Source organism: Hyphomonas polymorpha PS728 (assembly GCF_000685315.1).
Lineage (GTDB): Bacteria > Pseudomonadota > Alphaproteobacteria > Caulobacterales > Hyphomonadaceae > Hyphomonas > Hyphomonas polymorpha.
In genome coordinates, this window is record NZ_ARYM01000002.1 from 148295 (window position 1) to 173147 (window position 24853).

24 protein-coding genes and 1 tRNA gene are annotated in these 24853 nt (G+C 63.9%); 5 read left to right on the forward strand and 20 right to left on the reverse strand.

Going from position 1 to position 24853, the window contains the following annotated elements:
• Window positions 1–52 precede the first annotated feature (52 nt).
• The 3 genes from HPO_RS02350 to HPO_RS19515 all read right to left on the reverse strand — a co-directional run bounded on the left by HPO_RS02350 (window position 53) and on the right by HPO_RS19515 (window position 2330).
• Window positions 53–129, reverse strand: a tRNA-Met gene (locus tag HPO_RS02350).
• A 58-nt stretch (window positions 130–187) separates the two neighbouring features.
• On the reverse strand, window positions 188–1318 hold the full coding sequence (locus tag HPO_RS02355; protein ID WP_035593998.1) for an NAD(P)/FAD-dependent oxidoreductase: 1131 nt from the start codon (window positions 1316–1318) through the stop codon (window positions 188–190).
• Window positions 1319–1367: 49 nt separating this feature from the next.
• The gene (locus tag HPO_RS19515; RefSeq protein ID WP_051612187.1) at window positions 1368–2330 is read right to left on the reverse strand and encodes a tetratricopeptide repeat protein; all 963 of its coding nucleotides are present in this window, start codon (window positions 2328–2330) and stop codon (window positions 1368–1370) included.
• A 125-nt stretch (window positions 2331–2455) separates the two neighbouring features.
• Here HPO_RS19515 and HPO_RS02365 point away from each other — a divergent pair, with 125 nt between their 5' ends.
• Entirely contained in the window at window positions 2456–3205 is a 750-nt protein-coding gene (locus tag HPO_RS02365) for a tetratricopeptide repeat protein (RefSeq protein ID WP_162173995.1), read from the forward strand.
• Between the two features lie 10 nt (window positions 3206–3215).
• Here HPO_RS02365 and trxB read toward each other — a convergent pair whose 3' ends face one another.
• Together trxB and HPO_RS02375 are read right to left on the reverse strand one after the other, a co-directional pair.
• Window positions 3216–4190: a thioredoxin-disulfide reductase gene (gene trxB / locus HPO_RS02370; RefSeq protein ID WP_035594002.1), complete on the reverse strand. Its 975-nt coding sequence runs from the start codon at window positions 4188–4190 to the stop codon at window positions 3216–3218.
• Between the two features lie 94 nt (window positions 4191–4284).
• A complete protein-coding gene (locus tag HPO_RS02375) occupies window positions 4285–5346 on the reverse strand; it encodes a cation diffusion facilitator family transporter (protein ID WP_084324118.1) in 1062 nt (353 codons plus the stop codon).
• A 146-nt stretch (window positions 5347–5492) separates the two neighbouring features.
• Here HPO_RS02375 and HPO_RS19520 point away from each other — a divergent pair, with 146 nt between their 5' ends.
• Window positions 5493–6218: a VOC family protein gene (locus tag HPO_RS19520; RefSeq protein ID WP_084324105.1), complete on the forward strand. Its 726-nt coding sequence runs from the start codon at window positions 5493–5495 to the stop codon at window positions 6216–6218.
• Window positions 6219–6405: 187 nt separating this feature from the next.
• Here HPO_RS19520 and HPO_RS02385 read toward each other — a convergent pair whose 3' ends face one another.
• From HPO_RS02385 to HPO_RS02405, 5 genes are all read right to left on the reverse strand, one after another.
• Window positions 6406–6834, reverse strand: a complete 429-nt coding sequence (locus HPO_RS02385) for a hypothetical protein (protein ID WP_035594004.1) — start codon at window positions 6832–6834, stop codon at window positions 6406–6408.
• 304 nt (window positions 6835–7138) lie between these two features.
• The gene (locus HPO_RS02390) at window positions 7139–7321 is read right to left on the reverse strand and encodes a DUF3008 family protein (RefSeq protein ID WP_035594007.1); all 183 of its coding nucleotides are present in this window, start codon (window positions 7319–7321) and stop codon (window positions 7139–7141) included.
• Window positions 7322–7427: 106 nt separating this feature from the next.
• Complete coding sequence (locus tag HPO_RS02395) at window positions 7428–8024, reverse strand: hypothetical protein (RefSeq protein ID WP_157532630.1); 597 nt, start codon at window positions 8022–8024, stop codon at window positions 7428–7430.
• A 48-nt stretch (window positions 8025–8072) separates the two neighbouring features.
• Window positions 8073–10517 carry a DNA topoisomerase (ATP-hydrolyzing) subunit B gene (gene gyrB, locus HPO_RS02400; RefSeq protein WP_035594011.1) on the reverse strand — a complete coding sequence of 815 codons (2445 nt, stop codon included), beginning with the start codon at window positions 10515–10517 and terminating at the stop codon, window positions 8073–8075.
• Between the two features lie 173 nt (window positions 10518–10690).
• Entirely contained in the window at window positions 10691–12847 is a 2157-nt protein-coding gene (locus tag HPO_RS02405; protein ID WP_035594012.1) for a DEAD/DEAH box helicase, read from the reverse strand.
• 132 nt (window positions 12848–12979) lie between these two features.
• Here HPO_RS02405 and hemN point away from each other — a divergent pair, with 132 nt between their 5' ends.
• Window positions 12980–14332 (forward strand): oxygen-independent coproporphyrinogen III oxidase, encoded by a 1353-nt coding sequence (hemN, locus tag HPO_RS02410; protein WP_035594014.1) that lies wholly within the window; start codon window positions 12980–12982, stop codon window positions 14330–14332.
• On the opposite strand, the gene fghA is transcribed toward hemN, so the two are convergent.
• Window positions 14329–15174 (reverse strand): S-formylglutathione hydrolase, encoded by an 846-nt coding sequence (gene fghA, locus HPO_RS02415; RefSeq protein WP_035594016.1) that lies wholly within the window; start codon window positions 15172–15174, stop codon window positions 14329–14331. The genes hemN and fghA overlap by 4 nt on opposite strands.
• A 149-nt stretch (window positions 15175–15323) precedes the next feature.
• Here fghA and HPO_RS02420 point away from each other — a divergent pair, with 149 nt between their 5' ends.
• Entirely contained in the window at window positions 15324–16415 is a 1092-nt protein-coding gene (locus tag HPO_RS02420) for a glutathione S-transferase (protein ID WP_035594018.1), read from the forward strand.
• Between the two features lie 6 nt (window positions 16416–16421).
• Here HPO_RS02420 and HPO_RS02425 read toward each other — a convergent pair whose 3' ends face one another.
• Together HPO_RS02425 and HPO_RS02430 are read right to left on the reverse strand one after the other, a co-directional pair.
• A complete protein-coding gene (locus HPO_RS02425) occupies window positions 16422–16712 on the reverse strand; it encodes a hypothetical protein (protein ID WP_035594020.1) in 291 nt (96 codons plus the stop codon).
• Between the two features lie 22 nt (window positions 16713–16734).
• Window positions 16735–17112, reverse strand: a complete 378-nt coding sequence (locus HPO_RS02430; RefSeq protein ID WP_035594022.1) for a VOC family protein — start codon at window positions 17110–17112, stop codon at window positions 16735–16737.
• 85 nt (window positions 17113–17197) lie between these two features.
• Between HPO_RS02430 and HPO_RS02435 the strand changes: the two genes are divergently transcribed.
• Window positions 17198–17626 carry a hypothetical protein gene (locus HPO_RS02435; protein ID WP_035594024.1) on the forward strand — a complete coding sequence of 143 codons (429 nt, stop codon included), beginning with the start codon at window positions 17198–17200 and terminating at the stop codon, window positions 17624–17626.
• A gap of 4 nt (window positions 17627–17630) precedes the next feature.
• Here the strand turns inward: HPO_RS02435 and HPO_RS02440 are convergent, their stop codons facing one another.
• From HPO_RS02440 to HPO_RS02470, 7 genes are all read right to left on the reverse strand, one after another.
• Window positions 17631–18737, reverse strand: coding sequence for an S-(hydroxymethyl)glutathione dehydrogenase/class III alcohol dehydrogenase (locus HPO_RS02440; protein ID WP_035594026.1), 1107 nt, complete (start codon window positions 18735–18737; stop codon window positions 17631–17633).
• A 70-nt stretch (window positions 18738–18807) separates the two neighbouring features.
• A complete protein-coding gene (gene recF, locus HPO_RS02445; RefSeq protein ID WP_035594028.1) occupies window positions 18808–19920 on the reverse strand; it encodes a DNA replication/repair protein RecF in 1113 nt (370 codons plus the stop codon).
• Window positions 19921–19926: 6 nt separating this feature from the next.
• The gene (locus tag HPO_RS02450) at window positions 19927–20322 is read right to left on the reverse strand and encodes a putative quinol monooxygenase (RefSeq protein ID WP_035594030.1); all 396 of its coding nucleotides are present in this window, start codon (window positions 20320–20322) and stop codon (window positions 19927–19929) included.
• 3 nt (window positions 20323–20325) lie between these two features.
• The gene (gene dnaN, locus HPO_RS02455; protein ID WP_035594033.1) at window positions 20326–21447 is read right to left on the reverse strand and encodes a DNA polymerase III subunit beta; all 1122 of its coding nucleotides are present in this window, start codon (window positions 21445–21447) and stop codon (window positions 20326–20328) included.
• Between the two features lie 186 nt (window positions 21448–21633).
• The gene (dnaA, locus tag HPO_RS02460) at window positions 21634–23073 is read right to left on the reverse strand and encodes a chromosomal replication initiator protein DnaA (protein WP_035594034.1); all 1440 of its coding nucleotides are present in this window, start codon (window positions 23071–23073) and stop codon (window positions 21634–21636) included.
• 567 nt (window positions 23074–23640) lie between these two features.
• The gene (rpsT, locus tag HPO_RS02465) at window positions 23641–23904 is read right to left on the reverse strand and encodes a 30S ribosomal protein S20 (protein ID WP_035594036.1); all 264 of its coding nucleotides are present in this window, start codon (window positions 23902–23904) and stop codon (window positions 23641–23643) included.
• 116 nt (window positions 23905–24020) lie between these two features.
• Window positions 24021–24803, reverse strand: a complete 783-nt coding sequence (locus HPO_RS02470) for an enoyl-CoA hydratase-related protein (protein WP_035594038.1) — start codon at window positions 24801–24803, stop codon at window positions 24021–24023.
• Window positions 24804–24853: the final 50 nt, after the last annotated feature.

Sequence of the window (24853 nt, forward strand, 5' to 3'; positions counted from 1 at the left end):
GCGATCCTCTGGCCAGTTGGCTGGCGGCGCAAGAGGGGTCGCCGGCTGGGCGTGGTGGTTCGGGAGAGACTTGAACTCTCGACCTCGCGATTATGAGTCGCGCGCTCTAACCAACTGAGCTACCGAACCTGAACGCCGCATCAGCGAAGGCGCCTGATACACATGGAAAGGGGGGCGCGCAAGCACCCTATCCTGCAAGCTCTGCCACATGGTCTGCAATTGACAGGGATGAGGTCAGCCCCGGGCTTTCGATGCCCAGAAGGTTAATCAGGCCGGCGCTGCCATGGGTTTCAGACCCCTCGATGCGGAAATCGCCCGATGGGGCGCCTCTGGGCACGATCTTGGGCCGCACGCCGGCATAATCGGGGGTCAACCGGTCGACGGTCAGGCCCGGCCAGTAGCGGCTGACTTCGGCATGGAACACGGCGGCGCGGGCGGGATCGACGCGGTAATCGAAGGGCGGGGAGGCGCCCTCGGGCAGCCATTCAGCGTCGGGCCCCACCTTGCCGCGCCCGCCCAGGTCTATCGTCAGGTGCAGGCCCAGCGTGGCGGTGTTGGGCATGGGATAGATCAGCCGGGAGAAGGGCGTGCGGCCGCTTATCCCGAAATAGCTGCCCTTCACGAAATGGGTTTCCGGCAAGCCGGCCGTGTGGGGGCCTTCTATTGTGGCGGCTATATGGGACGCGTAGTGACCCGCCGCATTGACCACGGTGCGAGCGAGGATTGTGGCCGGATTGTCCCCGCCGGTCTCCAGCCGGATATGGCCTGCCTCCACCGCGCCGGAGAGCACCGGCGTGTTGAAGGCAATCGAGCCGCCTGCGTCTTCCAGCTCGCCTTGAAGGGCCAGGAAATAGGCGTGGCTATCGAAGATGCCGGAGACGGGGGAGTGGATGGCGGCGGCCACTTCGGGGTTGAGCGCAGGCTCCATCGCCAGAGCCCCCGCGCCGTCCAGCAGGCGCAGGTCTTCCACGCCATTGGCCTGCGCCCGCGCCAGGATCGCGCCAAGTTCGCCCGCTTCCCCTTCGCCAATGGCCACCACCAGCTTGCCGCAGCGTTTTACGGCAACGCCATGGGCATCCAGAAAGCTATAGAGCATCCGCCGGCCATTGACGCAGTGGCGCGCCTTGAGGCTGCCGGTGGCATAGTAGAGCCCGGCATGGATCACCTCGGAATTGCGGGACGAGGTGTGCATCGCAATCTGGTCTTCGGCCTCCAGCACGATCACCTCGCGCCCCGCCCGCGCCAGCGCGCGCCCGCAGGCCAGGCCAATCACGCCCGCCCCGATCACCACCACGTCTGCTTCGAAACTGTCTGTCATCGACTCTGGGGTTCTTTGCCGGAGCGGTATTGCGCCGGGTTTTCAGCGGTTACATCTCGCTGATCATGAGCTCGGCGTCGAGGACGATATATCTCTGGCGGCAGAGCTCTGCCCCCGGCCCGGTCTCCGGGCGCAGGTGGCGGGCGCTGATGTGCTGGTTCATGGCGGCGCTTATGTCCTGCTCGGTCAGGCCGTTCTGGCCAATCAGGCCTTTGAGCGTTTCCCCCGCCATTTTGCGCACTTCGATGAGAGATCGCACTTCGGCGTTCAGCACTTCGACCTGGCTGGCCGTGCGCACCTGCTGAACCGGGCTCTGGGTTTTGGAGAGCGCGATCAGCGCTTCAAGCTCGTCGATCTTCGGATCGATGACCGGATCAAGCTCGGCATAACAGGTTGCTGCCACATCCCCGCGCCGGCCAAGGCCGGTAGTGAGATAGACCGGGAAGGCGGCGCCATCGCTGAGAAGGATCGGCTGAGCTGACGGCATCGGCGGGCTCGGTGAGGCAGGGCTCGGCGGCGCAGCGGCAGGGGCCTGAATGGGGGGCGCGGGCGCGGTGGCTTTCAGGCGGGGTGGTTCAACCGCCGCAGGGGCGGTCTCTGGCTGAAGCCGGCTGACCGCAGCGGGCGCGGTGAGCGTATCACCCGCCTCGGCGGCGCGTTGATACCATTTGGCAGCGAGGGCGGTATCCGCAGGCAATCCAGCGGCGCCGTTCTCATAGATACGGCCCAGTTGCAGCATCGAAGGCACATCGCCCGCTTCTGCCGCCTGCCTCATCAGATTGAGCCCGCGTGTCCTGTCCCGTGTGCACCCCTGACCGTAATAGCAGGCCTGTCCCTGAACCCCGAGTGCGGCGGCGTCCCCGGCGCGCGCATGACGCTCGATCACCTGCATCTGGCTGTAATCATCATCCAGCCAGGCATCGATGGCGGAGGAAAGTTCCGGCGGCATGGCAAAGGCGGCGGCTGCAAAGGCAGCGCTGGCGAGCAGAGATATCAGTAATTTGCGTCCCATACGGTTTATCTTACCGGCGAGCCACTGCCTGTCCAGAAGAGGTAGCCGGGCGCCGCCGTGATTCGATTGCGGCTCGCCGAAGACCCTGTTTCGGACTATTATTAATCCAGATGCAGGGACGCAGCTTGATTCTGATTGCTTTGGCCATGCTGGCAGCGATGCCGGCCCATGCAGACTTTCGCGCGGCATCAGAAGCGTTCCGCGCCGGGCAGTATGACGCCGCTTTCGCGCAAGCCGCCCTCGAGCAGACACCCGACGCCTACGCCTTCCGTGCGCGGACCCTTCTGGCAAAAGCCATGAGCGGGGAGGGCGATCCGCCGCGCAGCCTGATCGACCAGGCCCTGGCCGAGGCGGAAAAAGCGCTGAAGCTGGACCCTGAACATGAGGAAGGCCGCCTGCAGAAGGCGATCTCCCTGTCGCTGATCCTGCGGCCCATGAGTATCAGCGAAGCCAGCAGGACCGGCTATGGCGAGCTTTCAAAACAGCTTGCTGAAGGTGTGCTCAAGGACGACCCGGCGAATTTCTATGCGCACGGCTTTCTGGCCGTCTGGCATGTGGAAGTCGAGCGCCGGGGCGGTACGATCGGCGCGGCCATCATGGGCGCCAGCCTGAAGACCGCGCGCCGCCATTATGACGAAGCCGTTCGTCTTGCCCCGGAGGATATCGGCCTGCGCTGGCAATGGGCCCGCGCGCTGGCCGCGCTGGACGCGAAGAAGCACCGCGCCGAGATCGAAACGGCGTTGCAGGCCGCTGTGGCCACTGATCCGGCTACGGATCTTGACCGGGTGATGCAGGAACGCGCCGCCCGGCTGCTCGAAGCCGTCAGCCGCAAGAAACCCCGCGATGTGGAGCGCGTGGCGCTGGCGATGCTATAGGGCTGAAGCCCTATTCTGCAGGAACAGCAGCAGCTTCAGCGTGGGCTTCCTGTTCGGAGAGGAAGCGTTCGGCGTCCAGCGCCGCCATGCAGCCCATGCCGGCGGCGGTGACGGCCTGGCGGTAGGTTTCGTCGGTCACGTCGCCGGCGGCAAACACGCCGGGGATGGCGGTTCGCGGCGAGCCGGGCTCGGTGATCAGATAGCCATTCTCCTTCATCGGCAGCTTGCCAACAAAAAGATCCGTGGACGGAGCGTGTCCGATGGCGACGAAGACGCCATGAACAGGCAGTTCGCGGATATTGCCGGTGGTGAGGTCGCGGATGCGCGCGGCGGTGACGCCGAGAGGCTGCTCATCACCCACAACTTCCTCAAGCGTGTGATTCCAGATCACTTCGACCTTCGGATTCTTGAACAGGCGGTCCTGCAGGATTTTCTCGGCGCGGAAATGGTCGCGGCGGTGAATGACGGTGACCTTGGAGGCGAAGTTCGTCAGGAAGAGGGCCTCTTCCACAGCGGTGTTGCCCCCGCCGATGACCAGCACTTCCTTACCGCGATAGAAGAAGCCATCGCAGGTGGCGCAGGCGGAGACGCCGAAGCCCTTGAACTTCTCCTCGCTGGCAAGGTTCAGCCATTTGGCCTGGGCGCCCGTAGAGATAATGACCGAGTCTGCAGTGTAGGTCGTGCCGCTTTCGCCCACGGCCTTGAAGGGGCGGGTTTCAAAGTCGACCGAGAGAATGTGATCGCTGGCGACCTTGGCGCCCATCTTTTCGGCATGTTCCTGCATCTTCACCATCAGCTCGGGGCCCTGGATCTCGTCAAAGCCCGGATAGTTCTCGACTTCCGTGGTGATGGTGAGCTGGCCGCCGGGCTGCATGCCGGTGACGACGAGTGTATCGCGCAGGGCGCGGGCGGCGTAGATGGCGGCGGTCCAGCCGGCGGGGCCTGATCCGATGATCAGGATTTCGGCATGTTGTGTCTCGGCCATCTTCAGCCTCCTTCGCGGACTCATGGGCGGGCTGGCCCCCATATGGGGCCTGAAGGGGCAGGGTTAAAGCGCTCTTGCGCTGGCCGCAAGGCAGCTATTCAGGGGCGGAGACAACTTCCACGGTGGCGTGGGAAACCTTGAACCGGCTGGCTAGGCGCGCCTTCACATCGCGGCGCAGGGATTCGGGATTGGCGCCCGGCGCGGCGGTGACTTCCAGCGTCACCAGGGGCCGCGATTCGGTCAACGACCAGGCATGGACATGGGCAACCCGGGACACGCCGGGGACATTTCCGGACAGATCATGGACAATTTCGGACACCGAGAGACCCGGAGGGGTCCCTTCCAGCAGGATATGGCCAGACTGGCGCATGATGCGCACGCCCGCCACGATCACCAGCACGGCGACGAGGGCGGAGAGGATCGGGTCGGCCGGGGTCCAGCCTGTCCAGAGGATGATGCCGGCCGCGGCGATGGCAGCGACCGAGCCGAGAAGATCGCCGGCCACATGCCAGAGGGCGCCGCGCAGGTTCAGGTCTTGCCTGTCGCCGCCATGCAGAACAGCGAAAGCGGCGATATTGACCAGCAGGCCGCCGGCCGCGACGATCATCATCAGGCCGCCCATCACCTCGACCGGGGCGAGGAGGCGGTGGACCGCTTCCCAGATGATCCAGAGGCCGAGCAGGATCAGCAGCACGCCATTGGTAAAGGCGGCAAGGATTTTCATCCGCGCGAAGCCATAGGAGCGGGCAGGATCGGCCGGGCGCTCGGCGAGTTTGTAACCGATCCAGGCGAGCAGCAGCGAGCCGGCATCGGTGAACATGTGGGCGGCGTCTGCCAGGAGGGCGAGGGAGCCGGAGATGAGGCCGCCGGCCACTTCGGCAAACATGAAGGCGGCTGTCAGCACGGCGGCAATGGCCACGCGGCGGCGGGAGTCGGCGCTGGTCATGTCAGCATGATGGTCATGGGAATGGCCGGCATGGCTGTGATCGTGGCCATGGCCGTGATCGTGGGCATGCGCGCCGGGATCGGCCGGGCAGTCTAGCCCGGTGGCGCTGCTGTGGCCGTGACCATGGGCGTGGTCATGATCATGGCCGGGATCATGATCCTTGACGGCGGGGCTGCCATGCCCCGGGGGATTTGCATGCGGTTTGGTCATCTTGCCCGAGCCAGTGGCGCCTTCCGGCGGGGAAAGCAATCCGTGCGTAATAGCATAACCTTGTTTACCTTGCGTCGTTGTTGCGGCGTTTGTTCTGCTCGTTAGGGTCTTCTCAAAAGAAAATACCTCCGGGGAGAACCACAACCATGACCCTGCCGCGTCTCCGACAATTGGTGATTGCCGCCCGAAGCCTGAGCACCGCTGATCAGCTGGCCGAACTGCTGGGCCTGGGCGAGCCGTTCATCGACCCCGGCGTGGAGGAGTTTGGTCTCGTCAACCGCGTGTTCCCGATCGGGGACCAGTTCCTGGAAGTCGTCGTGCCGACAAGCGGCAAGGCGCCGGCGGCCCGCTTCATCGAGCGGGGTGGGGAAGGGGGCTATATGGCGATCTTCCAGACCGAGGATCTGGCGGCCGCCCGCGCGCGGGTGGACCAGCTGGGCGTGCGCCGCGTGTGGAACATGGACCTCGACGACATTGCCGCGAGCCATCTTCACCCCGCCGATGTGGGCGGGGCGATTGTCTCCATCGACGAGGCGCGCCCGGCGGCAAGCTGGCGCTGGGCGGGGCCGGGCTGGCAGAAGCGGGCAAAGCCGGGCGCCCTGCGCGGCGCGGTGCTGGCGGGGCCGGACCCCGAAGGCATGGCGGCGCACTGGGCCGATATCCTGGCCGTGCCCAAGGGGCGGCGTTACCTGCGCGTGGCAGACGAGGCGGGGATTGAATTCCGTCAGGGGCCGGAGGAAAGGCTGATCCAGTTCCAGATCGCCGTGAAGGAACCGCGCGTGGCGCTGCAGCGGGCGCGCGGCATGAACCTCTGCGTGGTGGACCGCGTGGTGAAGATTGCCGGCGTGGGGCTGGAGCTGGAAGCGGTTTAGAGGGGGCGGGATGCCCGCTGACATCCTTCGACTTCGCTCAGGATGAGCTTCTCGGACGCAGCCTGTCGGAGCTCATCCTGAGCGAAGTCGAAGGATGGCGGGCGCGTGCAGGTTTCAGCCAGCAGATTTGCCCGGACGCAGCGTGGGCTGGCCGGTGTTTGGGGCTGAATTCGGGGTTGGTTAGGCGCTAGGATGTGTCGGTGATGGGCGAGAGGGTGCAGGCGCCCTTCATTCCTTCTCGGGGCATTTGCAGTGCAAACGCTTTTCCCTCAAAGCCCCCGCTTGCGCAGGGGAAGATTACAGCGCGTGCTTCGGCGTTGAGGAAAGCGGGAACGGCGGTTGACCAGATGGGATCATCCCATGCTGCGCGCAGGGGCGTGACTGGTCTGTAGGCAGACGGGTCCGGCGTGCGGTCGCCGAGATAGGCTATCGTGATGCCGCCCCACCAGTGGACGCGGACAAGGGACGGGCCCCGGCCCATGGCGGCGAGCTGTTTGGAAGCGCGGACGAGTTGCCAGGCCAGCATCGGCCAGAACAGCGGGAACACCAGGTCAAAGAACCCGGCGAAATCGGGATGTCTGCGGAGGGCGGCGAGCATCGTCATGAGGCGGAGCATACGCCGGGACGCGGAGGGGGTGGGGAAGGTTTTGGGAAGAAATTTGTAGGGCTTTGTAGGGATTGAGAATTCTGTTCGCAGCAGGGGCGGGAAGTGTTGGATAGGGCGGAAGACCCTCACCTCCCATTGCTTTGCAATGGCCTGCTACGGACGTTTGCAGGGCAAACGCTTTCCCTGCGCAGCCTCTCCCATTTTATGGGAGAGGGGTAAGAGGCGTTGCGCTACCTTAACCCCTCTCCCGCGTTCGGGAGAGGAGGGGCCCGCGCCCGAAGGGCGTGGGAGGTGAGGGCTCTGCCCGTGAAGCCTAGCCTTTCCGTTCCGGGATCTTGTCGTGCTTGGTGGAGGCCATGTCTTCGAGTTCCTTCTCGGTCATGGTCTCGTACATCTCTTTCGAAGCGCCCTGGAGTTTGGATTTGGGCGTCTCGCCGCGCTTGGCACTGAGGGCCGCGCCGGCGGCTTTCTGCTGGGCTTCAGATTGGGCTTTCATGGGGCTCGCTCCTTGCGTTGGCGTGCGTCCCCCCACGGAGGATTTAACGCGCAAGGGCGGGGATGGTTGCGAAGCTATAGTATTGTGAGCGCTTCGTCGTCAGGTGTCATTGCGGCTCGGGGAAAACTTCATCACATTCTTCCATGGCGCTGATTGGCCAATCCGAGTCCATCAAAACTTTTTCCTGAGCATCATTTAGATAAATCAGGTAGTCCGCATAAATTCTTTCTCTGAAATTGTCCAAAGATGCTCGATCATTGAAAGGGATTTCGTCGGGAGCTGGGGTGGATGTAAACGTGACATACACAATGCTGCCTATTCTGTTCGATGCATGCGCCGCTGTTGTGAGGCGCCCCTCAGCTGCAACCCAATAAGCTGCTGTGCATTTGACGCTTGCAGAGTATTTCACCGGGGCAACATCAATCATTGGTTTTATAGTTGCGGCGCTTTCTTTTGACCGAATTTCTATATCTCCGCCTGACGCAATAAAGTCGCTTGCATCGCTTTCAGCGCGCTCTTTCTGCTGTTCCGTCAGCATTTCCCCAAATGGGTCCATGTACTTCCATGCCCAAGCATCTTCGCTCGAGTCGTCGGCGATGACTGGTGTGGGCGCTGGGGGCTCGATTGCTGCTTGTTGTGCGGAACAGCTCACCCCGCAGAGCGCTATGAGGGGTAAGCCAGCAAAAAGAGAAAACTCACGCATCACAGGTGAGGCCGATCACGTTTCACAGAGCCAAAAATGGAGAATGCATTAGACATCCACCTCTGCCTCAAGCGCAAACTCTTCGATGAATTCGCGGCGGGGTTCGACCACGTCGCCCATCAACTTCGTGAAGAGTTCGTCGGCTTCGTCGGCGTGTTCGACCTTGACCTGCAGCAATGTGCGGGCGTTGGCGTCCAGTGTGGTTTCCCAGAGCTGGCTGGCGTTCATTTCGCCGAGGCCCTTATAGCGCTGGATCTTCAGGCCCTTCCGGCCAGATTCCAGCACCGCGCCGAGCAGGGTCGATGGTCCGTTCACGGCAATTTCGCCGCCTTTCTCATGCCGCAGGATGGCAGGCTCGGCATAAAGCTCGCGCAGGCCATTGGCGCGCTCGGTGAGGCGCATGGCGTCCTGGCTGGCGAGGAGGGCGGGGGGCAGGACGGCGGTTTCGTCCACGCCGCGCACCGTGCGCTGCAGGACGAGCGCGCCTTCCACGAAGCGGCCGGCCCATGTGTCTTCGCCTTCTTCGGCGAGGCGGTTGAGGCGGGCGGCGGTCGCGTCTGCCTCCTCCTGGCCCGCGCCGGGTTTCATCGCGCCGGTGAGGGCGGCGTGTTCGATCAGGTCTGCCGGCGCGCGCAGGGCGAGACGGCGCAGGCTGGCGCGGAAGCTCGCTGCCTGGTGGACCTGCTCGCGCAGGTCAGCGCCGGCAATCTGCGTGCCATCGGCAAGGATCAGGGTTTCCCCGCTCGTGCCTTCCTCAATCAGGTAGGCTTCGAGCTCTCCATCATCCTTCACATAGCGCTCGGAGCGCCCGCGCGTGACTTTGTAGAGCGGGGGCTGGGCGATGTAGAGGAAGCCGCGCTCGATAATCTCCGGCATCTGACGATAGAAGAAGGTGAGCAGCAGGGTGCGGATGTGGGCGCCGTCGACGTCAGCATCGGTCATGATGATGATCTTGTGATAGCGCAGCTTGTTGATGTCGAACTCATCCCGCCCGATGCCGGCGCCGAGCGCCATGATCAGTGTGCCGACCTGATCGGAGGAGAGCATCTTGTCAAAGCGCGCGCGCTCCACGTTGAGGATCTTGCCGCGCAGGGGCAGGATGGCCTGATTGTCTCGGCTGCGGCCCTGTTTGGCAGAGCCGCCGGCGGAGTCACCCTCGACGATGAAGAGTTCGGATTTGGCCGGGTCTTTTTCCTGGCAGTCTGCCAGTTTCCCCGGAAGGGAGGTAATGTCGAGCGCGGATTTGCGGCGGGTGAGCTCGCGCGCCTTGCGGGCGGCCTCGCGCGCGGCGGCGGCCTCGACGATCTTCTCCATGATGATCTGGGCTTTTTTGGGGTTCTCTTCGAACCACTCGCCCAGCTTCTCGTTGATCAGGCTTTCGACGACCGGGCGGACCTCGGAGGAGACGAGCTTGTCTTTCGTCTGTGAGCTGAACTTCGGGTCCGGCACCTTGACCGACAGCACGCAGGTCATCCCCTCGCGGGCGTCATCGCCGGAAATTTCGACCTTGGATTTCTTCGCCACGCCGGTTTCGTTGGCGTATTTGTTGATGATGCGCGTCAGCGCGCCGCGGAAGCCGGCAAGGTGGGTGCCGCCATCGCGCTGGGGGATGTTGTTGGTGAAGCAGAGGACCGATTCGTGATAGCTGTCGGTCCATTCCATCGCGGCTTCGACGGTGATGCCGTCTTTCTCGCCGATGACATAGATCGGCTCGCCGATCAGGGATTGTTTCTGACGGTCGACATGCTGGACGAAGGCCTTCACGCCGCCTTCATATTCCAGGACGGTCTCATAGGGCTCTGCCTCCCGCTCGTCGCGGAAGATGATCCGTACGCCGCTGTTGAGGAAGGCGAGCTCCCGCAGGCGGTGTTCCAGGGTCTTGCGGTCGTAATCGGTCATCGTGAAGGTGGCAGGCGAGGACAGGAAGCGCACGGCGGTGCCGGTATAGGGCTTGCCATTCTCCCGCTTCGGGGAAGGCCCGCGCGTTTCCAGCGGCGCCTCGACCCGGCCGCCCTCGACGAAGCGGACGAAGTGTTCCTTGCCTTCGCGGTGGATGGTCAGTTCCAGCCAGTCAGACAGGGCGTTGACGACCGAGACGCCCACGCCGTGCAGGCCGCCGGAGACCTTGTAGGAGTTGGAATCGAACTTACCGCCCGCGTGCAGCTGGGTCATGATCACCTCGGCGGCGGAGACGCCTTCGGTGGGGTGCATGCCGACGGGGATGCCGCGGCCGTTATCCGTGATCTCGGCTGAGCCATCAGGGTAGAGCGTGACGGTGACGCGGTCGGCATGGCCGGCGAGGGCCTCGTCGATGGCGTTGTCGACGACCTCGTAGATCATGTGGTGGAGACCGGAGCCGTCATCGGTGTCGCCGATATACATGCCGGGGCGCTTGCGCACGGCATCCAGGCCCTTCAGGACCTTGATGGAGCCCGCGCCATATTCGCCTTCGCCGCCCTGTTCGGGGGCTTCGGGATGGATGTCTTCGGCCATGGGAATTGCTTTCTCGATGATTCTTCGAAATTCCCCTTAAATATAGGGGATTTACGCTCCGCTGGGAACCGGAGCGGCAATCATTTTGCAGTGCCTCGGGGGCGGCAAAAAAGTATTTGGAATCAGGGGATTGCCGAGGGTTTTCGGGGCGGCGGGGCCGCCCCGGCGGCGGCTTACGCGCGCGGCTTCTTCAGACCCTGGAAACTCTTGCCTTTTGGTCCCTTGGGTGGGCCGGATTTACCGCCCGGTTTGCCCTTGCCGGCCGGCTTGCCCGAGGGCTTTCCGGCAGACTTTCCGGGGCCCTTGGTGAAGGACGGCTTGTCCTTGTTGCCGGCCCAGGCGGGCTTGGCGGGACGCTCGCTGCGGCCTTCCTCGCGGGGGCCGTCATACCGCTTTCCGGCGGGCTTCTCAGCGCGGCTGGAGCGGTCTTTCCAGTCGGGGCGCTCGCTGCTGCTGCGGGCGGGACGTTCGGCGGGGTTCCAGTCGCTCTTGCGCTCACGCGGCTCGCGGCGTTCCGGGCGTTCGGCCCGGTCGAAGCGGGGCGGGCGATCCTCGCTGCGGCTTTCGCTGCGCCCTTCCGGGCGGCGTTCGCGGCGGGGCGGGGGGGCGGCATCCTCGATCTCGGGCACGCCATCGAGCGGGAAGGCCTGCAGGCTGCCCTCAAGGCGGCCATTCTCGGCGTGCTCGAACAGGCGCTCGGCGCCTTCGGGGGTCAGCTCGACATGGGTGTTGCCGGAATTGATCCGGATCTGGCCGATCTGGTCGCGGTCGATGCCGCCGGCCTTGCAGAGCATCGGCAGCAGCCATTTGGGATCGGCATTCTTCTTGCGGCCGACATTGATGGCGATCCAGACGGCGCCGTCGATGCTGGCACGTTCACGCCGGGCGCGGGGTTCGCGCGGCTCACGTGGTTCGCGGTCCGACCAGTCGCGGCGCTCACGCGGGGCGCGCTCGGGGCGGTCCTGCCACTCGCGCTCGCCGCGATCCTCGCGGGGTTTGCGGGCCGGGCGGTCGTCCACTTCGCGCAGGTCTTCGGGCGCCGAGCGGCCAGCGCGGGCCTTGCGGATGAAAGCGGCGGCGATCTGCTCTGGCGTATGTTCCGCCATCAGACGGGAGACGAGGTCTTCTTCCTTCTCCACCATCGGATTGGTGAGGGCGGTATCGGCCAGAAGGCGGGCGTCATCACGCGCGGTGACATCATCGGCAGACGGCGGGCGGGCCCAGCGGGCCTCAACCTTGGCATCCTGCAGGAGGCGCTCGACCCTGCGGCGGGCCTTGGGCGCAACGATCAGTGTGCTGATACCCTTGCGGCCGGCGCGGCCTGTGCGGCCCGAACGGTGGAGCAGGGTGGCCGGATCACGCGGCAGGTCAGCATGGATCACGAGGTCGAGCTTTGGCAGGTCCAGGCCGCGGGCGGCGACATCGGTGGCGATGCAGACGCGGGCACGGCCAGAGCGCAGCGAGGAGAGGGCGTTGGCGCGCTCTTTCTGGCTGAACTCGCCCGAGAGGGCCACAACGCTGAAACCGCGATTGCCGAGGCGCGTGACGAGATGGTTCACGGCGGCGCGGGTGGAGCAGAAGACGATGGCGCTTTCCGTGTCGGAATGGCGCACGATGTTGACGATGGCGTTTTCTTCGTCGCCTGGGGCAACCATCAGCGCTTCATAAGCGATGTCGGCATGGGCGGTGGTGTCGCTGGCCGTGGTGATGCGCAAGGCATCTTTCTGGTAGCGAGAGGCGAGCGCGGCGATACCTTTCGGCACGGTGGCCGAAAACATCAGGGTACGGCGATCCGCAGGCGTATCTTCGAGGATGTGCTCAAGCTCTTCGCGGAAGCCCATGTCGAGCATCTCGTCAGCTTCGTCGAGCACCACGGCGCGGATTTCGGAGGTGTCGAGCGAGCCGCGATTGATATGGTCTGACAGGCGGCCCGGCGTGCCGACAACGATATGGGCGCCGCGTTCCAGCGCCCGGCGCTCGTCGCGCATGTCCATGCCGCCGACACAGGTGGCGATTTCGGCATTGGCGTTGGCGTAGAGCCAGCGCAGCTCGCGGGCGACCTGCAGGGCAAGCTCGCGCGTGGGCGCGATGATCAGGCCGAGGGGGGCGGACGCGCGGATGAGGAAGGTTTCCTCCCCGGCGAGGAGCTCATTCGCGATGGCGAGGCCGAAGGCAACCGTTTTGCCTGAACCGGTGCGCGCGGAGACCAGAAGGTCGCGTCCTTCCAGTTCCGGCGCGGTGGCGGCGGACTGGACTTCGGTGAGGTTTTCGTAGCCACGCTCAAGGATGGCTGCGCGGAGGGCGGCAGGCAGGGTTTCAGGCAGATTCATGGAGGAGACAAGACTTTCAGGCGTCACAATCGGTGCCCAATGACACAGAACGGGGGCGGGCGCCATGGCAGGACGCCACATAAGGGAGAATACTTACAGTGAACATCCTTAAGCGGTGGTATCTCCCCGGCCATGAAAGACGCCTGGATCCCCTACGCGACGCGCGCTGTGCCCCGCTATACCAGCTATCCGACGGCGGCGGATTTTACGCCTGAGACGGGCGTGGCCGCAGCCATGGCCTGGTCGGCGGCCACACGCGCCGATGAGGCGATCTCCGCCTATCTGCACATTCCCTTCTGCGACAAGCTCTGCTGGTATTGCGGCTGTGCCACCAGCGTGCCCAATGGTTACCGGCGGGTGGCAGAGTATGTGGGCCTTCTGCTGAAGGAGGTTTCGCTGCGCGGGCGGGCGATGGGGCCGCATGGCGGGATCGGCCATCTGCACTTTGGCGGCGGCTCTCCCAACATTCTGAACCCGAATGATTTCCTGGAACTGATGGACGCATTGCAGCGCCATTTCGGCCTCCGCACGGGCGCGGAAATTGCCGTGGAACTGGACCCGCGCACGATGAAGCCGGGGCAGGTGCCCACTTTTGCGCGCGCCGGGGTCAACCGGGTGAGCCTCGGGGTGCAGACACTCGCGGAGGATGTGCAGCATGCGATCAACCGCATCCAGCCGCGCGACATGGTGGTGGCGCTGATCGAGGATCTGCGCGGGGCGGGTATCGATGCCGTCAACATGGACCTGATGTATGGCCTGCCTTACCAGACCACGCAGCATGTGGTGGAGGCCGCCCGCTTTGCCGCCGAGATGGGCGCGGCGCGTGTCTCCGTGTTCGGCTATGCGCATGTGCCTTGGTTTGCCAAACATCAGCGCGCGATTGATGAGAACGCCCTGGCGGGCCTCCATGAGCGGTTCACGCAGGCCCGTGTGGCGGCGATGACCCTGGAAGGGGCCGGGTATGTGGCCATCGGGCTGGACCATTATGCCCGGGCCGATGACACGCTGGCGATTGCCGCGCGCGAAGGCCGCCTGCACCGGAATTTCCAGGGGTATACGGATGACCCGTGCGAGACCCTGATCGGCATGGGCGCCACGGCCATTTCGCAGTTCCGCGAGGGCTTCAGCCAGAACCTCAAGGACCGCAAGGCGTGGGGCGAAGCGGTCACCGCAGGCCATCTGCCGGCCGAGCGCGGCATTGCGCTGACGCCGGATGACCGCCTGCGCGCCCGGGCGCTGGAGACGCTGATGTGCCGGCTGGAGGTGGATGCGGCCGAAATTTGCGCCGAAATGGACGTGCCCGACGACCGGCTGGATGGCGCGCTGGACGCAGCGCGGGAGCTGGAGCGGGTAGGGCTCTGCCATGTTTCCGGAACGGTGGTGACCGTGCCGGAAGAGGCGCGCATCATGCTGCGCACGGTGGCCCAGTGTTTTGACGCGCGCTCACCCGCCGCCGCGCCGCAGCGCCACGCAAAGGCGGTCTAGCCTTTCAGGGCCTTGGCGTGATGGGCAATGTGTTCGTCCATGAAGGTGGCGATGAAATAATAGTCGTGGCCGTAGCCTTCGCGCAGGCGGTAATCGAGCCGCTGGCCGTCCTTCTCGCACGCCTTGATGAAGATTTCGGGTTTGAGCTGGGTTTCGAGGAAACTGTCTGCCGTGCCCGTATCGATCAGGATCAGGGCTTTGGACTGGCGCTCTTTCACCAGCTCTGTGGCGTCATACTGTTCCCAGGCAACGGAGAGGGGGCCGAGATAGGCGGTGAACGCCTTTTCGCCCCAGGGCACGCGGCAGGGGGATGTGATGGGCGAGAAGGCCGAGCAGGATTTGTAGGTGCCCTGATTTTTCAGGTGCAGCGTGATGGCGCCGTGACCGCCCATGGAATGGCCGAAGATGCCCTGGCGCGACATATCCGCTGACGGAACATTCGCGGCGATGAGGGCGGGCAGTTCATCGGTGATATACTGGTCCATCTTGTAGTTTTTCGCCCAGGGTTCCTGCGTGGCGGTGAGGTAAAAGCCTGCGCCCTGGCCGAGATCATAGGCGTCGTCATTGGGGACGTGTTCGCCGCGGGGGGAAGTGTCTGGCGCGATGATGATGAGGCCGTGACGGGCGGCATGTTCCTGCACGCCGGACTTTTCCATCATGTTGGCCCAGGTGCAGGTGAGGCCGGAGAGATACCAGAGCACCGGCACGGGGCCATGGGCGGCCTGGGGCGGAACATAGACGGCAAAGCGCATGGTGCAGCCGAGTAGCGGACTCTCATGATCATAGACCGAAAGCGTGCCGCCAAAGGATTTCCAGGCGGAGACTTGGGTAAGCTGGGTCATGGGCATACTCTCTGGCTGGCAGGCAAACGGGGATAGGGCCCTTCTGGCCTCTTGCCGCCCGTCTCGTCAAGGAAAGCGGGGCGGGGGCTTGCCTGATCTATTGGCATTTGAGATGGCAATACAAAGCAAGAGACGTCAAAGGGACAGGCATGGGCGGATATACGCTGTATGGGGCTGAGGTCAGCTATTTCACCGGCAAGGCGCGGGCCTATCTGCGTTGGCGGGGCGTGGACTTTCGCGAGGAGTTGGCCACGCAGGCGGTTTACCGCGATGTGATCCTGCCGAAGGTCGGCTGGCCGGTGATCCCGGTGATGGTGACGCCGGAGGGCGAGGCAGTGCAGGACTCCGCCGACATCATCGAGACGGTGGAAGCGCGCGAGGGGCTTTCCCCGCCCGCGATACCGCAGACGCCGCTGCAGCGGTTCGTGGCGCAGCTGCTCCATCTCTATGCGGATGAATGGCTGACCCTGCCGGCGATGCATTACCGGTGGAGCTATAACGAGGATTGGGCTTATGCCGAGTTTGGCGCTCTGTCTGCGCCGCAGGCGAGCCGGGGCGAGCAGTATGAGATCGGCAAGAAGAATGGCCAGCGCTTCAAGGGCGCGCTGCCGATCCTGGGCGTGCATCCCGAAACCATTCCGGGGATCGAGGCGTCTTATGAGGCGTTTCTAGGAGAGTTTTCGGCGCATCTCGAGCAGCATCCCTATCTGCTGGGCGGGCGGCCGTGCCTGGCGGACTTTGCCTTTATCGGGCCGCTCTATGCGCATCTTTACCGCGATCCCACCTCTGGCGAATTGATGAAGCGGCTGGCCCCGCGCGTGGCCGACTGGGTGGAGCGGGCGCATGCGGGCGGGAAGGGCGCGGGTGATCTGCTGGCGGAGGACACGGTCCCCGAGACGCTCGAGCCGATCCTGGCGCGGCAGATGCGCGAGCAGTTTCCGGCGCTGGTGGAGACGGCGCGGCTGTTTGAAGGCTGGGCCAGCGAAGCGGCGGCGGGCGCATTCCTGCCGCGCGGGCTGGGGGAAATCTGGATCGACATTGAAGGCACGCGCGGCCCGGCGCAGGCGCGGACCTTTCCGCTCTACCGGCTGCAGGCGGTGACCGACGCTTATGACGCGATGGACGAGGCCGCGAAGGCGCGGGCAGATGCGCTGCTGGAGCGCGTGCGCGGGGCGCCGCTGAAGGATTTCCGGCTGTCAAAGCGCCTTGTGCGGACGAACTACCGGCTGGCGCTGGCGTAAGGCGGCTCAGCGGGGGCGGGGGAAGGAGATGGCGAAGCCGTTTTCGATATAGCCTTCGTCGGGCGCGTTATGCGGGCTTCCGGCGTCGGAATAATATTCGAGGGCGGGCCAGCGGGCGGCGATTTCTGCCTTCAGGGCGGGGGTGAGGCCATCGCGCATATGGGCGACGACGGCTTTGGTCCAGTCTGCAAGGGAGACGACTTTGTTGCCGCTGGCGATGGCCAGTTCGGCGATGGCGCGGATGGCGCCGGATTTTATGCGCGACAGGTCGGGAGTATCCGGGCGGGGATAGACCATGGCCGGATACTCCCCGCTGTCATCAGCCGCGCATCATGGCGCAGATCTTGTTGCCATCCGGATCGCGCAGATAGGCCAGGTAGAGCTTCATGCCGCCGCCTTCACGCCAGCCCGGCGGGTCTTCAATGGCGGTGCCGCCGGCTTCCACGCCGGCCTTGTGCCAGGCATCGGCCTGCTCGGTGGAAGCCGCCGCAAAGCCGATGGTGCCGCCATTGGCGTGGCAGGCTGGCTGGCCATCGATCGGTGCCGTCACCAGGAACATGCTGCCATTGTGGATATAGATCAGGCGGCCTTTCGGGTCCTGGATCGCCGGCTTGCCGCCGAGCGCGCCGAACAGGGCGTCATAGAATTTCTTGGATTTGCCGATGTCGTTAGACCCGACCATTACGTGACTGAACATTTGTGTTTCCTCCGTTTGAGTTGTTACTTATCAGAAGGCAGCGCATTGATGTAAACTGCCATTCTGGCTTCTTGGGGATGGCGCAATGTCTCAAGCACTATTGTTGGTTCTCGGCGCGATTCTGGCGCTTTTAGGTACCATGGTCCAATCGATAATCAGTTGGGGCCAGTCGAGGGTCGACAAAAGAAGAGATTTGCTGATTGAGGCGTATTCAGAATACCTCACAGGGCTCGCGCAGAGAGCGTCAATTCTGCATCCGCACTCAGAACGAACCGAGCAAGCAACAGCTCTTATGGTGGCCGGTAAACAGAAGATCTCCGGATTCGCTCCAGCCAATGTGGTAAAAGCTCTCGCTGCGCTTGAGGCATCACCTATGCTGCTTTCGCACAGCGACACTCAAGAAGGTATGGTTGGGTTAGTGCAAGCAATGAGGGTTAGTGTAGGAGTTGGAAAGCAGCAGCTGAACAAAGAGATCAGAGATATTTTGTTCAGCGCTGTCCGATCTGGCAATTGATTTTTCAATACACCACCACACTCCGGATCGACTTGCCTTCGTGCATCAGGTCGAAGGCGTCGTTGATCTTGTCGAGGGTCATGACGTGGGTGATCATCGGGTCGATTTCGATCTTGCCGTTCATGTACCAGTCGACGATCTTGGGAACGTCCGTGCGGCCCTTGGCGCCGCCGAAGGCGGTGCCGCGCCAGTTGCGGCCGGTGACGAGCTGGAAGGGACGTGTACTGATTTCCTTGCCCGCTTCGGCCACGCCGATGATGACCGAAGTGCCCCAGCCGCGATGGCAGCATTCGAGGGCCTGGCGCATCACGGTGGTGTTGCCGGTGCAGTCGAAGGAATAGTCTGCGCCGCCGCCGGTCAGCTCGACAATGTGCGCGACGACATCGGAGACGTTTTTCGGATTGACGAAATGCGTCATGCCGAATTTGCGGCCCCATTCTTCCTTGCTGTCATTGATATCGACGCCGACGATCATGTCGGCGCCCGCCATGCGCGCGCCCTGGATGACGTTGAGGCCGATACCGCCGAGGCCGAAGACGACGACATTCTCGCCCACCTGAACCTTGGCCGTATTGACGACCGCGCCCACGCCAGTGGTGACGCCGCAGCCGACATAGCAGGCTTTGTCGAACGGCGCATCTTCGCGGATTTTCGCCACGGCGATTTCGGGCAGGACGGTGAAGTTCGAGAAGGTGGAGCAGCCCATATAGTGGAAGACGGTCTGGCCTTTATAGCTGAAGCGGCTGGTGCCGTCCGGCATCAGACCCTTGCCTTGGGTGGCGCGGATGGCCGTACACAGATTGGTCTTGCCCGAGAGGCAGCTTTTGCACTGGCGGCATTCGGGTGTGTAGAGCGGGATGACGTGATCGCCCGGCTTCACGCTGGTGACGCCTGCGCCGACTTCGCGCACGATGCCGGCGCCCTCATGGCCCAGCACGCTGGGGAAAATGCCTTCACTGTCCAGCCCGTCGAGCGTGTAGGCGTCGGTGTGGCAGATGCCGGTCGCCATGATCTCGACCAGAACTTCGCCGGCCTTGGGGCCTTCCAGGTCAAGCTCGACAATCTCGAGCGGTTTCTTGGCTTCAAAGGCGACGGCGGCGCGGGTTTTCATGGGGCGGGCTCCTTATTTCGAACCCTTACCTAATCTGCTGCGGGGCCGGGGTCCACTGCCTGCTGGGGGTCTATTCGGAGAGGGCGGCCGTGCCCTCGTCCACGCGGATGCGCTGGGCGCGGTCGCCGAAGGCTTCGAAGAGGAAGGCTTCGGTGCCTGTCAGCCAGGCCTGGCCGCCGAGGGCGGAGAGCTCGTCGAAGAGGGCGGCGCGGCGGTCTGGATCAAGATGGGCGGCGGCTTCATCGAGCAGCAGCAGGGGCGAGGGGCCCGAGCCGCCCGCAGACAGGGCGGTGGCGGAGGCGAGGATGAGCCCGATCAGCAGGGCTTTCTGCTGGCCGGTAGAGGCTTCCCCCGCAGGAGCGGCCGTGGGCCTGTGGATCACGGCGAGGTCTGTGCGGTGGGGGCCTGAGAGCGTGCGCCCGGCGGCGATGTCGCGGCGGCGGCCGTTCCGGTAGGCGTCTACCAGCAGGTCGAAAATGGTGCGGAAGTCTTCGCCCCTCAGCGCGGCGGCTTCGGCCTCGCCTTCCAGGGTCAGATCCGCCTTTGGGAAATGACCTTCGGGGCGCGCGTCGATGGCGAGTTGGAGGGCTTCGAGCACGATGGCGCGGTTGATGGCCATCTCGGTGCCCGCTTCGGCAAGGCGGGCCTCGATCGCGTCGGCCCAGGCGGGGTCGACATGGCCGCGCTCGATCAGGGCATTGCGTTCGGCAAGGGCTTTTTCATAGCGCGCGGAGGCTTTGCCATGGGCGGGCAGGTGGGCGAGCACCAGCCGGTCAAAGAAGCGGCGCCGGTCGGACGCGCCGCCCCGGAATACGCCGTCCATCGCGGGGGTGAGCCAGACGATGCGGATACGCTCGGCGAGGTCGCCGGGGGAGGCGGGGGCGCCATCAATCCGTACACTGCGTTTGGCGGTGCCGGCGCCTTCCAGATGGATCGATATCTTCTGCTCGTCATCCAGCGTGGCGGCGAGCGCCCAGCCGCCGGGCGCGTCGCGGCGGGTCATCTCGGAAAGCTGGGCGCTGCGCAGGCCGCGGCCGGGGCCGAACTGGCTGACTGCTTCGAGAAGGTTTGTCTTGCCCGCGCCATTGGAGCCATAGAGGCAGACATGGCGCCCATCGAGGCGCAGGGTCAGGCCCGCATAGTTGCGGAAGTCTGTCAGGCTGAGACGGGTAAGGGCGGTCATGCCGGCTCAGCCGCCGGAGGTAAGGCCGTGCCCGCCTTGCGGCTGTGTCTCGGCGATCTGTTCCATGCCGGCGATCAGCGGGCGCGCTTTCTGGATGGCCGCCTGAACCTGGGGCAGGGCAAGGGACGCCTTGTGGCTATCGGCATCGCGCCAGGCTTCGGTGACCCAGATGGCGTTGGCGTCGGCTGGGTCGCTGGCCACGATATAGCTGAGACAGCCGGGCATATCGCGCAGGCCTTCGAGCAGGTAGCCGATCAACTCGTCGCGCGTGCCATCGGCGGCAATGAACTTTCCGATCAGGCCGTACATGCCGGTCTCCGTGGTTTGGGCACCTGCAGGCAGGGCTGACAGCGCCGCGAAGGCGAGGGAGCCGCCGAGGAATATCCGGCGGTCCACACTCATACCCTACACCCGCAGCGGCATCACCACATAGCGTGCAGATCCGTCTGACGGGTCGAGCACAAGCGCGGGCGAGGCCGGGTCGTTGAACATGAACTCCACATCGGGCGATTCAATCTGGCTGGCGATGTCGAGCAGGTATTTGGCGTTGAAGCCGATTTCCATCGGATCGGCTTCATACTCGGCCTCGATTTCCTCATTGCCCGCGCCGGTTTCGGCGTGGTTCACCGCCAACGTCAGGCGGCCATTGGCAACAGACAGCTTCACCGAGCGCGACCGCTCTGCCGAGACGGTGGAGACGCGGTCCACGGCGGCCTCGAAGGATTTGTTGTCGACGGTCATCTTCTTGTCATTGCCTTTCGGGATGACGCGGGCGTAATCGGGGAAGGAGCCGTCGATCAGTTTCGAGGTCAGCACAGCGCGGCCAGCGCGCAGGATGATCTTGGTGTCGGAGACTTCGATCTCGACATCCTCGTCGAGCCCATCGACCAGGCGGCGGGCTTCGCCGACCGTCTTGCGGGGCACGATCACGCCGGTGAGTTTTTCGGCGCCATTGGGGGCTTTCAGTTCAGCCAGTGCCAGACGGTGGCCATCGGTGGCTACTGTGCGCAGTACGGCGCTGCCATCATCGGATTTGGCGGCGTGCAGGTAGATGCCGTTGAGATAATAGCGCGTCTCCTCGGTGGAGATGGCGAAACGGGTCTTGTCGATCAGGCGCGCAAACTCCTTGGCGGGGAGCTTGAAGCTGACGGCGCCTTCATCCGGCGTCATCGTCTGGAAATCGGAGGCGGGCAGGGTGGGCAGCTCGAACCGCGAGCGGCCGGCGGCGATCGTCAGGCGCTGGGATTCCGGGTTGAGCTCCAGTTCGACCTCGGCGCCCGAGGGCAGCTTGCGGACAACGTCAAACAGCGTACCGGCCGGGGCGGTGATGGCGCCGGGCTTGGAGACTTTCGCATCGGCAGAGTCGACCGCTTCGATGTCGAGGTCGGTCGCGGTGAGCTTCAGCGCGCCTTGCGAGGCTTCGAGCAGGACGTTGGAGAGGATCGGAATCGTCGTCCGGCGCTCGACAATGTTCTGGACATGGCTGAGGGCGTCCAGAAGGTCTCCGCGTTCGATCGTCAGTTTCATCGTGTCATCCGTCCATCAGGGAGCCGGCCAGGGCTCCGTTTCCTAGTCTTGCGCCGGGTTTTCATTAAGCTCTGTTCCGCCGGGGCCGGCAAGAATCAGCCCGCTCCGGGCAGGAGCGGGCTGCAGAGCCTTAACGAACTTCCGGAAAAAGCCAAGCGCTGGCGCTGAACGGGCGCGGAAAAGGGGTCAGTTTTGACCGCTTTCCATCAGCTCGTGGATCACCGCCTGTACCTTGGCGATATCGGAGGCAAGCTCCTGATCTTTTCCGAGATCCCCCTCCATGCGCCGGAACGCATAGAGAACAGTTGTGTGGTCGCGTTTGCCGAAGGCGCGGCCGATCTGGGGGAAGGATTTCCGGGTCAGGGTGCGGCAGAGATACATCGCGATCTGACGCGGATAGACGAAACCGCGCATCTTGCTGGGGCCTTCAAGGTCCGACTTCGCAATCGGGAAGACTTTCAGCGTCGCGCGCTTGATCACGTCGATCGAAGGCTCGCGCTGCTCGCCCGCATGACGGCGGATGATCTTCTCGAGCATCTCCATCGTCGGGGCGCGCTCGCCAAAGCCGGCCTCGGTGTAGAGGCTCCACACGGCGCCGGTCAGCTCGCGGCCGGGGCCGCGGATGCCGTTATTGAGGCGCTGCATCATCTCTTCGGTCAGCACGAAAGCCGGATGGTTCTCGGCGATGTGACCGGCGAGGCGCACGAGGATTTCGCGGCGCATGTCTGCGTCGGGCAGGGCGACCTCAACGGCGGTAGCGCCCTTGATTTCGCTGCGCATCCGCTGGCCGAAGCCGTTGGCTTCGCCCGGCGCGGAGTCGCCCACCAGAACAACCTGGCCACCATTGGAGGTGACTTCGCGGATGTTCTGATAGAGCTCGGCCTCGGTGCCCGGCTTGCCGGCGATCCGGTGCAGGTCGTCGATCAGCAGGATCGAGGCGGCCCGCAGGCGTTTCTTCAGGTCGCTCGTGTCACGGGCTTTGACGCCGTCGAGATAGGCCGACATGAATTCCTCAGCCGTCAGATAGACAATCCGGCGCCCGGTATCCCGGCGGGCCGTTTCCTGGCGGAGGGCCTGCATCAGGTGGGTCTTGCCGGTGCCCGGAGGGCCATAGATCAGCGTGGTGGCGGTGCCGGCCGGAAGGCCAGCCGCGATGCGCTTTGCCAGCGTCACGGCAATCTCGTTCGACGGGCCGGTGACCAGCGTATCGAAGGTCATGGCCGGGCCAGCTCCAGACGATGTGGCAGGCGCTTCCGGCTCAACCGGCGCGGCCGGTGCCTCAATTGCCCAGGGGTCGTCGACCAGATCGCGCAGATCCGCCGGAGCATTCCGCCAACAGATCAATTTGAACGTGCGCTCTGCCGGGTCAGCGGCGGCCCACAGTTTCTCGATCACGCGCAGATACTGGCTGGTTACCCGATCAAAGGCCAGCGGATCCCGCGCAGCCACGATCATTTCGCCTTCATGATCTGCGACGAGGCGCAGATCTTCAATCCAGCGGTCAAATTCAGATTCCGCGATCTTGTCCCGCAGGACATCGCGAACGCCGTTCCAGATCCTTTGACCTGTCGCTTCAAAAGCATCGTTGTTATCGACCGCCTCTGATCCAAAAGGCGAGACAGTCATTCCGTTTCGGTCCATCACCGAGCCCCGTTTCTAATTATCTTCGCTCATCCCAGCGAGCACACGACACTACCCGGCAGGCCCCCGCCTGAAACACAAAAAACTCTGTACCGGGACTAAATTCGCTGGTATGGAGAAATTATTCCCGGGGGATTTTTCTGGCAAGTACTAACTTTTTTTGACAGCCGCATTTCGCGTGTTGACACCCCGGTCTCCGAAAAAAAATCAGCAGAGATTCATGCAACTGACGTCTCAAAAAAAGTTTGAAGTGATCGCCCGCTTACTTTTGTTCGCTTCTGTTCTGTCAATACGGAAAGCATTCTCAGGCCTGTGGAATACAGTTTTTTTGACCTTGCCTTTGCTGGGGTGCAACATCGCCGTGCAGCAAGGTTGATCCCATAGAAAAAGTGCCCCGATCCATCGCGATGGGGCGTTCAAGGGCCTGCCGGAGAACCATCTCCCGCGCCTGCCATTCGGAGGGGGTAGAAAAGGAAAACCCGCCGGGCGCTTACCTGGCGGGCCATCTTTTCAGCTACCGTTCAAAGGCTGGTAGCGAGCCTGCGCGCTGCCTCAGGCCATTGCCTTGACGCGGGCCGAAAGGCGCGAAACCTTGCGGGAAGCCGTGTTCTTGTGGGTCACGCCTTTGGTCACAGAGCGCATGATTTCCGGCTGGGCAGCTTTCAGGGCTTCCTGAGCGGCCGACTTGTCGCCGGATGCGATCGCTTCTTCGACCTTGCGAACATAGGTGCGCACGCGAGAGCGGCGAGCTTTGTTGACCTCGGTGCGCGCTTCGATCTTGCGCACCATTTTCTTGGCTGAGCGGGTATTCGCCATAACAAACTCCTGGCGCCCGGCGGGAACTCCCTCGGGCAGAAGGCGCGGAGATACATAAACGGCCCTGTGGCGTCAACCGCCATCGTGACGGAAAAGCAGCCTTTTCGCCGCTGCCCTCAGCGGTCCCGGAAATGCGCGGACCGCTTCTCCACATAGGCTTTCATGCCTTCTTTCTGGTCATCGGTGGCAAAAAGCGACTGGAAGAGGCGGCGTTCGAACTGGATTCCCTGCGATAGCGGGGTTTCGAAGGCCGCATTGATGGCTTCCTTGGTCATCATGGCGGCAGCCCGGGGCATGGCGGCGATGGTGGTGGCCAGGGTCCGGGCTTCTTCCATCAGTTCATCGGCGGGCACGATCCGGGCGACAAGGCCGCAGCGTTCTGCCTCGTCGGCCTCCATCATCCGCCCGGTCAGGCAGAGTTCCATGGCCTTCGACTTGCCGATGGCGCGGGTGAGGCGCTGGGTGGCCCCGGCGCCGGGCATCACGCCGAGGCGGATTTCCGGCTGGCCGAAACGGGCATTGTCGGCGGCCAGGATGATGTCGCACATCATGGCGAGCTCGCAGCCCCCGCCGATGGCATAGCCCCCGACCGCCGCGATGATCGGCTTGCGGGCCCGGGCGGCGCGTTCCCAGTTCCGGGTGATGAAATCCTCATAATAGGACTGGGGGAAGGTCTTGCCCTGGATTTCCTTGACATCGGCGCCGCCGGAGAAGGCCCGTTTGGAGCCGGTAAGGATCACGCAGAGGATGGTGTCGTCCGCCTCGAACCGGTCCAGCGCCTGGGTGAGTTCCGACATCATCTCCTCGCTGAGGGCGTTCAGGCTCTCGGCGCGGTTCATCTGGATAACGGCGTACCCGTCTTCTGTGTTCACTTCGGTGATGAGGGTCTTGTAGGCCATGATGGGTCCTTGAGGGGAGGGCGGCGTCTGGGCTGCCGGTGTTGTCTTTG

What these genes read in the sequence shown, in the direction of transcription:
- HPO_RS02355 (WP_035593998.1), bottom strand. Translation starts at nt 1,318, where the DNA reads ATGACAGACAGTTTCGAAGCAGACGTGGTGGTGATCGGGGCGGGCGTG.
- HPO_RS19515 (WP_051612187.1), bottom strand. Translation starts at nt 2,330, where the DNA reads ATGGGACGCAAATTACTGATATCTCTGCTCGCCAGCGCTGCCTTTGCA.
- trxB (WP_035594002.1), bottom strand. Translation starts at nt 4,190, where the DNA reads ATGGCCGAGACACAACATGCCGAAATCCTGATCATCGGATCAGGCCCC.
- HPO_RS02375 (WP_084324118.1), bottom strand. Translation starts at nt 5,346, where the DNA reads ATGACCAAACCGCATGCAAATCCCCCGGGGCATGGCAGCCCCGCCGTC.
- HPO_RS19520 (WP_084324105.1), top strand. Translation starts at nt 5,493, where the DNA reads ATGACCCTGCCGCGTCTCCGACAATTGGTGATTGCCGCCCGAAGCCTG.
- HPO_RS02385 (WP_035594004.1), bottom strand. Translation starts at nt 6,834, where the DNA reads ATGCTCCGCCTCATGACGATGCTCGCCGCCCTCCGCAGACATCCCGAT.
- HPO_RS02390 (WP_035594007.1), bottom strand. Translation starts at nt 7,321, where the DNA reads ATGAAAGCCCAATCTGAAGCCCAGCAGAAAGCCGCCGGCGCGGCCCTC.
- HPO_RS02395 (WP_157532630.1), bottom strand. Translation starts at nt 8,024, where the DNA reads ATGCGTGAGTTTTCTCTTTTTGCTGGCTTACCCCTCATAGCGCTCTGC.
- gyrB (WP_035594011.1), bottom strand. Translation starts at nt 10,517, where the DNA reads ATGGCCGAAGACATCCATCCCGAAGCCCCCGAACAGGGCGGCGAAGGC.
- HPO_RS02405 (WP_035594012.1), bottom strand. Translation starts at nt 12,847, where the DNA reads ATGAATCTGCCTGAAACCCTGCCTGCCGCCCTCCGCGCAGCCATCCTT.
- hemN (WP_035594014.1), top strand. Translation starts at nt 12,980, where the DNA reads ATGAAAGACGCCTGGATCCCCTACGCGACGCGCGCTGTGCCCCGCTAT.
- fghA (WP_035594016.1), bottom strand. Translation starts at nt 15,174, where the DNA reads ATGACCCAGCTTACCCAAGTCTCCGCCTGGAAATCCTTTGGCGGCACG.
- HPO_RS02420 (WP_035594018.1), top strand. Translation starts at nt 15,324, where the DNA reads ATGGGCGGATATACGCTGTATGGGGCTGAGGTCAGCTATTTCACCGGC.
- HPO_RS02425 (WP_035594020.1), bottom strand. Translation starts at nt 16,712, where the DNA reads ATGGTCTATCCCCGCCCGGATACTCCCGACCTGTCGCGCATAAAATCC.
- HPO_RS02430 (WP_035594022.1), bottom strand. Translation starts at nt 17,112, where the DNA reads ATGTTCAGTCACGTAATGGTCGGGTCTAACGACATCGGCAAATCCAAG.
- HPO_RS02435 (WP_035594024.1), top strand. Translation starts at nt 17,198, where the DNA reads ATGTCTCAAGCACTATTGTTGGTTCTCGGCGCGATTCTGGCGCTTTTA.
- HPO_RS02440 (WP_035594026.1), bottom strand. Translation starts at nt 18,737, where the DNA reads ATGAAAACCCGCGCCGCCGTCGCCTTTGAAGCCAAGAAACCGCTCGAG.
- recF (WP_035594028.1), bottom strand. Translation starts at nt 19,920, where the DNA reads ATGACCGCCCTTACCCGTCTCAGCCTGACAGACTTCCGCAACTATGCG.
- HPO_RS02450 (WP_035594030.1), bottom strand. Translation starts at nt 20,322, where the DNA reads ATGAGTGTGGACCGCCGGATATTCCTCGGCGGCTCCCTCGCCTTCGCG.
- dnaN (WP_035594033.1), bottom strand. Translation starts at nt 21,447, where the DNA reads ATGAAACTGACGATCGAACGCGGAGACCTTCTGGACGCCCTCAGCCAT.
- dnaA (WP_035594034.1), bottom strand. Translation starts at nt 23,073, where the DNA reads ATGACTGTCTCGCCTTTTGGATCAGAGGCGGTCGATAACAACGATGCT.
- rpsT (WP_035594036.1), bottom strand. Translation starts at nt 23,904, where the DNA reads ATGGCGAATACCCGCTCAGCCAAGAAAATGGTGCGCAAGATCGAAGCG.
- HPO_RS02470 (WP_035594038.1), bottom strand. Translation starts at nt 24,803, where the DNA reads ATGGCCTACAAGACCCTCATCACCGAAGTGAACACAGAAGACGGGTAC.